Genomic DNA, 9087 nt, shown 5'->3' with positions numbered 1-9087 from the left:
ATGACAGCAAGCCTAAGATTGACTGGAACAACCCAGAAGAACGCAACCAATTATTAAATGACCTGATAAGTGATGCAGAAAAGCTGCTTTCTGCCATTGGAAGTCAGAAACTTAGCCCAAAGGAACAACAATTAAAAGAAATTCTTTCTAAGATCGTTGAGCAGGATATCCAACGGCAGGATGATGGTACAGTTATTATTAAACAAGACCCGCGGTAAAATAGCAAGACCCTAAATTGGAAATTTTTTTGGCTGTTATGTAAAAAAGGCAATAAGTATCCCTACCAGCAATCGTAATAGATTCCCAGTTATGAAAGAAAATGTAAATTGTAAAATATTACTAATTCACCCTCCTCTGCTGGTAGATTTGGCCTTCACTCAGCAGCGCGAAGACCATGCGAACGAGTTTGCGGGCCGTAAGGACTAAAGCACGTTTATGATGGTGATGTCTGGCTTCGGCATACTTCCTGCGGTAGAACTCACCATACTCCGGCTCCCACACCCGGACGGAGTTGGCTGCTTCTACAAGGTAATACCGCAGGTAGTAGTTACCTGACCTGGTTAAGGGAATATCCTGGGCGTTGAATTTGCTTGATTGGTTCTGCCGCCAGGTTAAGCCCGCGAATTTGGCAAGGCTATTGTGATTGTCAAACCTTGAAATATCGCCGATCTCGCTATTATGCCGGCTGCGTAAACCGGCCCGATGCCTGGAATAGTTTCCAACGTGTGTGGAATTGCCTTTATCTCTTTGGCGATGGCCTGATCGATTTTCTTTTGCTGCTTCTCAAAGAACCGGATGGTCTCAAGGGACATAGCCAGTGTAATGTCCACAGATTCTTGCATTTTCGGGTTTAAACGATAAGAGTTTCGGGCTGCCCGTTTAAGGGTCTTGGCCATCTCAGGAACATCCTTAAGCCGGTGGTTTCCGTGTTGCAGCATCAGGTCTACCAATTCTTCCACAGGCAGATTGGCGATTTCATCGGGTGTTAGGTTACCTATAACTGCTGTGGATGCCTGACCAAACAGGTTTGAGAACGGACACTCCTTCTGGTATGTGGAGAACTTAAGGAAAATCAGGTTTAAGGCCCTGTTCTTCTCCCTGGTGAGGTTACTCACCATGTGGTAGCGAAACCGGGTTAGCCGTTGCAAAGGTGCATACCTCATGTCGGGAGGTGGTGTTGGACGGACTCGTCCAAACCGCAAGCAATCAGCAATAACCCTGGCATCTAAGGCATCTGTCTTGGCCATATCAGTGTAGATATTCTTGAACCCGTCAATGACCTTGGGGTTAATCACAGCGATTTCGGTGCCCAGAGCTGTTAATTGAGGGTCATCATGAAGGGCCTGGGACAGATGCCACCAGTAAAGGTTGGTGGCTTCCATGCCAATCTTGACCTTATCGACAGGCAAAGTATCAGCCACATCAACCACTTTTTCCACAAGTCTTTCGGTTCCAGGGAGGTCGTTGGAAACAGAGAATCCACAGACATCATCACCGGTGTCATCAATGATTCTGACTACATTGGTGTCGGCTCCTATGTCAATGCCGACAAAAAGAGTACGGCCCATGTTATCAACACCTCTTTTCACGTGAACTTAAAGAAACCAAAATTTTGGGGTATCCCTGGGAACCTGGTGTAACAGCAACCTTGCCGATGAGCACTCACCCAGAGAGATTGGTGTGATGCTCCTTGCTGAAGGGAGAACCTCTTTGGGCGTGCAGCCCGCGCGTAAGCGGTTGCCACCAGGCCCGGGGAGCAGTCTTTCCAAGCACTTAAAAGTGCAGGAGGCGAAAAACTGCCCCGCCATCGGTTCTACCGTGATTGTCCCAGGGTATAACCCAAAGGTCAATTACTTTAAAAAATAAATATGACCAACTGGAAATTATTCCGCTGGTCATATCATACAAGGAGGTGGTTACTTTGAGGGAGCAACAGTATTTTTAAACACAAATAAGATTATATAAAAAGGAGGTTAAATCTTATGAGGAAGTCCCTAACTATGTTGTTGGTTTTAGTTTTTATATCGTTAATTTGCACCCAGGCATTTGCTGCAACAAATCCGGAAGTTATTTTAGAAAAGGAAGAAATCAAAGACTTAAATATACTATGGCAAAGAGCAAGTTGCGGGGTATCAGATATAAAATCCGATATTGATAATTTCCGCGCTGAACTAAAAAATGCTCCTGTCAATATGGTTGTTGAAAAGAAAGCTACTACTCAGATCTTGAAGAAAGTAAAAAGAACGGATGGGAATGTAGAAACTTATTACGCAACAACTTTCTTTACAATTCTGAAGGATAAAGATAAAGATGTAAAAAAGTCTGCAAGCACCTTAAAACTCGCATCACTAAACTCTGTCAAGTCACCCATCATGGTTGCCGCTTCGAAGGGTTGGGATGAATATGATGACTCCTATAGCATAAGACATGTTGGTACCTTCTATTATTCTTCCTATAGAGACTCCAACACCATTTTATGGGTTAGGCCAGAAAAAGTGGAAGCAAAATGGTATCGTGCCGATAGCTCTGTATCCATTTCTTCCTCTCGGTATGGTGCAGAATGGTTAGGTTATAATACTAGTGGTAAGTGGTGTGGTAGAGAGGATTATAGCAACCCACTTCCTATGTCATGGGGCAAGCTTTATACTAATACAATCAGTAATGATGGTTATATAAATTGTACTGTTGCAGGATGTTATGTGGTTGGTGAGCAAAGAGATACGTTAACTCGTGGAGGATCATCATGGGAATTTCTCTCCTGCTATCTGTTTGGGGAGAATATGAGTGCTTGGCCTTCATAAAGCTTTAAGTAAGCAATATTCCTCCTAGCGTTGCTAGGAGGAATATTGTGTGTTCGCCCGGCATGTTTGCCGAGCCGATGGGTTGAAAGAAACCCTGTCACCTAACCAGCGGGAAGACAACTCGTAGGCAAGGGCGTCACTGGTAACGGTGGGGTCTGAAGGAAGCTGAAGGGGGAACTTGGAACATAGCGAAAGCGAACCGATGTTGGCCTATCGAGTGGGTAACCTTGCAGTATATGGGAAAGCCCAAAAGCTGGATAACTCGAAAGGTTAGGACGGATGCGTTCAAGTTCAGGCAAGCAAACTTAACCGGGGAAGCCCAATATCATCCTGCCCCGCAGGTAAGCTCAAACAAGCGGAAACGCAAGGGAGAGAAGACGTGGTGTTGGGTGGCAGATGAGTCCGTAGTAGTGACAAACCCGCAGCCAATGAAGGCTGGTAACAGACTGGAGGATAAAACTGAGGGGACATTGCATCTAATTGCAATGAGCCATAATGAGCCAAAAGCCATTATGATCTGCGAAGGGACGAAGATAAACCAAAGTATGCAACTAACGGATCTGGCAACTGTGAGAGGGAAGACAATCAAGGCTGAAATGCCAAGAGGAACGCTAGAATCGGGAGTGACGAACTCGCTGGGTTTAGCGTCTGCCCAGACAGAGTATTGCAATAAATCCAAGGTAAGATTGCCCCAGAGCTAGAAACGCCGGGAAATTGCAAGAAGAGACTGTCACACAATTGGAAGAGACCAAGGAAGCATAGCGAAAGTAGGTGAAATAATGAAGAAATGGTACAGCCTGATAGACAAAGTCTATCGAATTGAAAACCTCGAAAAGGCATACAAAGCCGTGAGAGCCAACAAAGGAGCCCCCGGAGTAGACGGGGTGACCGTGAAAGCCTACGGCGAAAACCTAGAGGAACGGCTAAGCCAACTTCATTATGAACTGAAAACCGGCACATACGAACCACAACCGGTACTGAGAGTGGAAATACCAAAGCCGGACGGAAGTAAGCGGCCGCTAGGTATACCCACTGTAAAGGACCGGGTAGTCCAACAGGCATTACTCAACATTTTGCAACCGATATTCGAACCAGACTTTCACCCCTCAAGCTACGGGTACCGGCCAAATAGATCCTGCCATCAGGCAGTAGCCAAGGCAGAGATGTTTATTAACAAATATGGACTGGAACACGTAGTAGACATGGATCTATCGAAATGCTTTGACCGACTAGATCATGAACTAATACTAAAAGGGGTAGCCCGAAAAGTCAGTGACGGAAAAGTGCTAAAACTGATAAGCAAATTTCTCACCGCAGGAGTAATGAAAGATGGTGCCTGGGAAGGAACAGATTTAGGAAGCCCGCAAGGCGGGGTAATCTCCCCGTTGCTTACTAATATATATCTAGACCATTTTGACCAGGCTATGAAGAATAAGGGAATTCGCATCGTTCGCTATGCCGATGACATTCTCATATTTGGCAAAACCCTCAAATGTAAACTTGCAAATTAAAACGGCACCTGCTTTTCACAAACAAATAGCATAAAATTTTGCCATAATATGATAATCTTGCAAATAAATTTAATTACTGGTAATATCCTTTTTCACAATATCATGCTAATATGGCAAAAAACGGCCACACAAAGGTGTGACCGAATGGGATAACTACAAACCCATTTCCTGAACCGCCAGACGAACAACTTCCTCGTCAATCAACTCCTTTTTTGCCTGGTAACCACACAACAGGCAATGGGTAGCTAAATTATTAACCAAGCGAGGCCAGCCACGGGAATGGGAAGCAATAGCCCCTAGCGCAACATCACTAAAAACATCGTGTTTAGCCCCGGCCAGGCTCATATAATGCCGAATGTAACCAGCCACCTCATCCCTGTTAAGGGGCTCGACCTTGTAGCGCATCACCAACCGCTGCGACAAAGGGCGGTTATGGTTCAAAGACAGCTTGTCCTGCATGTATGGAAGTCCCGAAATAACCAGAATAAACGGGTTTTCCGAGTCCATGCCGAAATTGAAGACGATGCTTAGATCGTGTAAGAAAAGATCCTTGGCCAGTTGCATCTCGTCTAAGATAAAAACAGGTGTAATTTTCCGCTCACGGTAAAACGTCAGCACCGCTTTTTGTATCTGGTGAAACAAATCCACCTTGCGAAACTTGGGCTCCTCACCCAGGCCTGTAACAAGGCCCCGTAAAAAGTCCATCACCGTACCCGTAGAAAGAGGAAAATAAATCACCTTGTACAAAGAAGGATTCAAGGATTCGGCAAAAGCCTTAGGGTAAAAGTTTTTCCGGCACCCGGCTCACCCACTAAAAGCCCCATACCCTTTACCTTTTTTAGATAATCCAGCCGTGCTCGTGCTTCAGTAAAAGCTGCGGAAATAAAAGAATCGGCTGTTTTTAATCCCTTAGGAAAAGGCTCCCGGGAAAGGGAATAAAAAGTCTTGTACATCAGCTTTCCTCCTTCCCGGTGGACATCTCCCGGAAAGACAGGGCTCGCTTGACCCTAGCGTTATCGGCGAAATTAACAGGTACCGCTGTGGCTGCCTGCACGCCGTTCTCATAGACATAAACACCGGTGTCATCATACCGCAACTCAACCCTTTGACCGATAAATTGCGGGGGCAGCTCAAAGAGCCGGCCCATGAGAGACACCGTGCCATCGTGCTTGACCTTTCTTTGAACCCGTTTTAAAAACAGGACATCCAAAGAGGCGGGATCATCTACCATGCGTACACTGTTTGCCTGTGACAAATACATATCCAATGGGGTCATGCCCAGGGAGGAATGTATTTTGCGGTGGTAATCTTCCTCCAGCCAACGCCAGAACCTTTGATTAAGCTCATCCAGAGAAGATGGTGGCTGACTTTTTAAAAGAGGAAAAAACCTGGTCTTAACCGTGCCGAAAAAACGTTCAATTTTCCCTTTGCTGGCCGCATCATAAGGCTTAGTATGGGTCAACACAATCCCCAGACTGGCGCAGGCAATATGAAAAGTATCCGCCCGGTAAATCTTGCCATTATCAACGTATACAATCTTAGGTATGCCCCGCCTGATTAAGGCCTCCTTGAACACGTTTTTAAGGGCATCAAACTTCTCAGAGACAGTAAACTGGGCAAAGGGCACGATCCTGGAGCAATCATCAATAAAGCCAAAGAGAAAAGTCTTGGTTTTCCGGCCGTTAAGCAAAAGATACGGTCCTACTGACATATCACCCTGCCATAAAATATTAACCTTGTCATAAGCAAAACGTTTTCGCTCTTGCTTTGCAGGTGCATCCTTGGCAATCAGCCCGTGTTTGCGTAAGAACCGGTAAACCGTAGCGTAAGAAACTTCCTTGGGCAAGATCTCGCCTTGGTCCACTAGCTGATCGTAAAAAACCGAAACAGGCATATCCCGGTATTGCTGACGCAAAGATAGGAGTCGTTCTTCCTGCTGGGCATTCAACTTCCGGCACTGTCCTTTATCGGATCGGACTTTGGGCTTCAGCCCGGCGAAACCTGCCCGCCGATAGTCTAAAAGCCAGCAAGAGATAGTCTTGGGCGTAAACTCTTTTTCACCATAGTAAGGCACCTGATGCTTTTTCCCGGCTACTTCTTCCAGGTAAGTCTTTTGGCAGCTGACCTGGCCGTTTAAAATGGGGGCGATAAGCCCATAACGAAACAGCGCTATGCTTTCGCGTATTTTTTCATCCACCATAATCACCTCCGCTATTGGAGGTTAACCGGAACATTGCCCTGCTTTTTCATAAAGTTGCCCGGTATACTTGACCTGGTTTTAAATCAAATGATGCATTGCGAAAGATAACGTACCATTGGTTACCCAGTTCAATCCGGCAGGGTAGCCAATAGCCGTCAAGCCAAAGCATCAAAGCTTCTCCGCAATGAAGTGAGTAGCTCGACAACCTGCTTGTAAATATCCAGCGATCCCTTTGGGGACAATAGGTTAACTCACCTTGTTCCTGCATCACACTTCACTCCTTAAGCATGGAAATAATTGTTGGGGCAATACCGGTTAACTCTTATCCATTCTAAAACGGCCAAGATACAGTTATCCACGCAAAAGGTGTGTGGTCAGGAAGAATATTCACAAGGTGGTACTATTCATGGTAAAATTAATTTGCCATGAAGTTGCCTTTGAAATGTCCCGTGGACCTTCTTATGAAGGTTGCTTTCCCCAAAGCCAGGATCATTTCAAGCAATTTTATGGCTTTTTCTTTACTACCTGTAGGAAGTGGTTCCCTAAAGCCATAATCTCGAAAAAACATTTCGACCTGATTCAGTTGCTTGAGGTAACGCTTTTGGTAAAATGCTGTCAGCTGGCGCTGTCCGGTGGTAATCCGGTCAATAAAGCTGCTCCTCAACCTATCCAAAATAGTACTCACTGTATATTGGAAGTAAGGAAACAGAAAGTCTGGCAATAACGATACTGTTTTATTGCACGAGGGACATTTTAACCGGCAAATCGGTATCTGGTACAACTTTTCACCTTCAATGGCGTTTCGCCAGTAAAAACCGTGTCGGAGGAGATTAACCATACCGCGGCAATGAGGGCATCGTTTTATCCTGGGGAAAGCATTGTTAACACCCCGGGCAGCGTAATCTTCTAACGAAATATTAAAGTTGTGGACAATGACCAAAAAAATTCCCTCCAAAATAATTTGCTAAGATTTTAGCACTTTGCTTGGAGGGTATAAATAGATACCAGCTGTTTAATTATGAAAAGGAACACCATGATTATGTAGGTATTTATGTGCAAGTGGACACCTCAAAGAAGCAAAGCAATATAAACGGATAGCCACGGAAATCCTTGAAGGCGAATTAAAATTAACAGTCAACAAGGAGAAAACACACATCACAAATGTGAGTAAAGGAGTTGCCTATCTAGGCTTTATCATTAGATCAAAGTTTATCTCAATAAATCCTAAAAAGATCAAGAGTATAAAAGACAAAATCAAGAAACTAACACCGAGAAACCACGGGATGAACATTGAAGAAATGATAAGAAGGCTAAATCCAGTGCTGAGAGGGTGGATCAACTACTTTAGAGTGGCGAACTGCAAGAAGGTAGTAGAGCAACTCATGGAGTGGATAAGGCGACGACTACGAATGAAGCAAATGAGAGAATGGAAAAGTTGGAAGCAACTCCATAAAGCACTAAGAAGGCGGGGCTACAAGGGGACATTTGAGAAAATATCCATGCGAAGATGGAGAAACTCAGCTAGTCCGCTAGTAAATATGGCCCTACCCAACAAGTGGTTTGATGAAATGGGGTTAATTGACCTAACTAAGTATAATGTCGGCATTTTGCATCACTTCTGGGAGAAGTGACTGAGGTTTATCAGGAGCCGTATACGAGGCCCGTACGTACGGTTCTGTGAGAGGGCTGACGCCGTAGCAAATTACTACGGCGTTACTCTACTCGATATTGTTTTAATTAATATAAATTCAATTAAACAGGAGGGTTGTCATGAAAGTTAAGCTTTTGTTATCTATGTTAGCTATACTTGCCATGTTATTTAGTTTTGGTTGCTCAAATCAAAATTATAAAAGCATTTCAAAACAAATTTTGACCGACAAAGATTGGGATATAAATGCCATAATTGAATGGAACAATGAGATAGTCGTCGGAAGAGTTGAGGCCAGATATAAAGGTAACCTGCCCTTAGAATATGTTACAATTGAACCGGATTTTCGTTCCGGGGACTGGCCTTCACATTATAAACCTCCGGTTCGGGGTAAGTATACTTGGAATGCCGAAAAACCAGGTGGAGCCATCCCTGATGTCAAGGAAACTTCTACTATGTCAACCTCTGTATTATCCAAAAAACCATCTAAACTTATGAAAGAATCAGAAGCAGTACGGATCTTGGAAGATGTAAAAATAAATATTCAATGGAAAGTAGCTTCAGAAACAGAACCTAGAACTTTTTCAAATTATAAATAATCTCTTAAAACTTCCACTATTTCACCCTGCTAAAAAATAAAGACTCCGCGCAATGTAAAGACATCATCGCGGAGTACGTTGAGCAGGTTAATGTGACCCGTGAAAAAGTAGAAGTTATCACTAGCGTTGCATAAAACTTTCGCATAAATTAAAAGGTAATAATTGGAAGATATAATTGTATAATTTTGTAATTATTTGGGTGTATACACCAATTAACCCATTTTACTTTATGCTAAAGGAACAACCACTTAAGAGGTAGTCCTTTAATCCACATTTTTACAAATGATGTAATTCCTAGGCTATTATCGGGTCGTAAGTTAAATCATCC

General features: G+C 44.0%; 9 protein-coding genes and 2 pseudogenes. 5 read left to right on the top strand and 6 right to left on the bottom strand.

Features of this window, described 5'->3' with window-relative positions; translation table 11 throughout:
* A pseudogene (locus P378_RS19365) lies at positions 1-218 on the top strand (hypothetical protein); the annotation flags it as partial.
* A gap of 121 nt (positions 219-339) precedes the next feature.
* On the opposite strand, the pseudogene P378_RS03770 reads toward P378_RS19365, so the two are convergent.
* A pseudogene (locus tag P378_RS03770) lies at positions 340-1568 on the bottom strand (IS110 family RNA-guided transposase).
* 414 nt (positions 1569-1982) lie between these two features.
* On the opposite strand from P378_RS03770, the gene P378_RS03765 reads away from it, so the two are divergent.
* A complete protein-coding gene (locus tag P378_RS03765; RefSeq protein WP_099082328.1) occupies positions 1983-2801 on the top strand; it encodes a hypothetical protein in 819 nt (272 codons plus the stop codon).
* A 779-nt stretch (positions 2802-3580) separates the two neighbouring features.
* Positions 3581-4312, top strand: coding sequence for a group II intron reverse transcriptase/maturase (gene ltrA, locus P378_RS03755; RefSeq protein WP_238472839.1), 732 nt, complete (start codon positions 3581-3583; stop codon positions 4310-4312).
* A 153-nt stretch (positions 4313-4465) separates the two neighbouring features.
* Here the strand turns inward: ltrA and P378_RS03750 are convergent, their stop codons facing one another.
* From P378_RS03750 to P378_RS20835, 5 genes are all read right to left on the bottom strand, one after another.
* Positions 4466-5050 carry an ExeA family protein gene (locus P378_RS03750; RefSeq protein WP_338013824.1) on the bottom strand — a complete coding sequence of 195 codons (585 nt, stop codon included), beginning with the start codon at positions 5048-5050 and terminating at the stop codon, positions 4466-4468.
* Positions 5051-5067: 17 nt separating this feature from the next.
* Complete coding sequence (locus tag P378_RS20840) at positions 5068-5265, bottom strand: ATP-binding protein (protein ID WP_238472837.1); 198 nt, start codon at positions 5263-5265, stop codon at positions 5068-5070.
* Complete coding sequence (locus P378_RS03745) at positions 5265-6509, bottom strand: helix-turn-helix domain-containing protein (protein WP_099082329.1); 1245 nt, start codon at positions 6507-6509, stop codon at positions 5265-5267. The genes P378_RS20840 and P378_RS03745 overlap by 1 nt, the downstream gene beginning before the upstream one ends.
* A gap of 49 nt (positions 6510-6558) precedes the next feature.
* Entirely contained in the window at positions 6559-6780 is a 222-nt protein-coding gene (locus P378_RS03740) for a DUF5348 domain-containing protein (RefSeq protein WP_238472840.1), read from the bottom strand.
* Positions 6781-6927: 147 nt separating this feature from the next.
* On the bottom strand, positions 6928-7350 hold the full coding sequence (locus P378_RS20835) for a DUF6431 domain-containing protein (RefSeq protein ID WP_238472836.1): 423 nt from the start codon (positions 7348-7350) through the stop codon (positions 6928-6930).
* A 325-nt stretch (positions 7351-7675) separates the two neighbouring features.
* On the opposite strand from P378_RS20835, the gene P378_RS20830 reads away from it, so the two are divergent.
* Together P378_RS20830 and P378_RS03725 are read left to right on the top strand one after the other, a co-directional pair.
* Entirely contained in the window at positions 7676-8143 is a 468-nt protein-coding gene (locus tag P378_RS20830) for a group II intron maturase-specific domain-containing protein (protein ID WP_274378634.1), read from the top strand.
* Positions 8144-8282: 139 nt separating this feature from the next.
* Complete coding sequence (locus P378_RS03725; RefSeq protein WP_099082324.1) at positions 8283-8759, top strand: hypothetical protein; 477 nt, start codon at positions 8283-8285, stop codon at positions 8757-8759.
* Positions 8760-9087: the final 328 nt, after the last annotated feature.

It is taken from the genome of Desulforamulus profundi, assembly GCF_002607855.1.
This window is presented reverse-complemented; position numbering and strand designations above follow the sequence as displayed.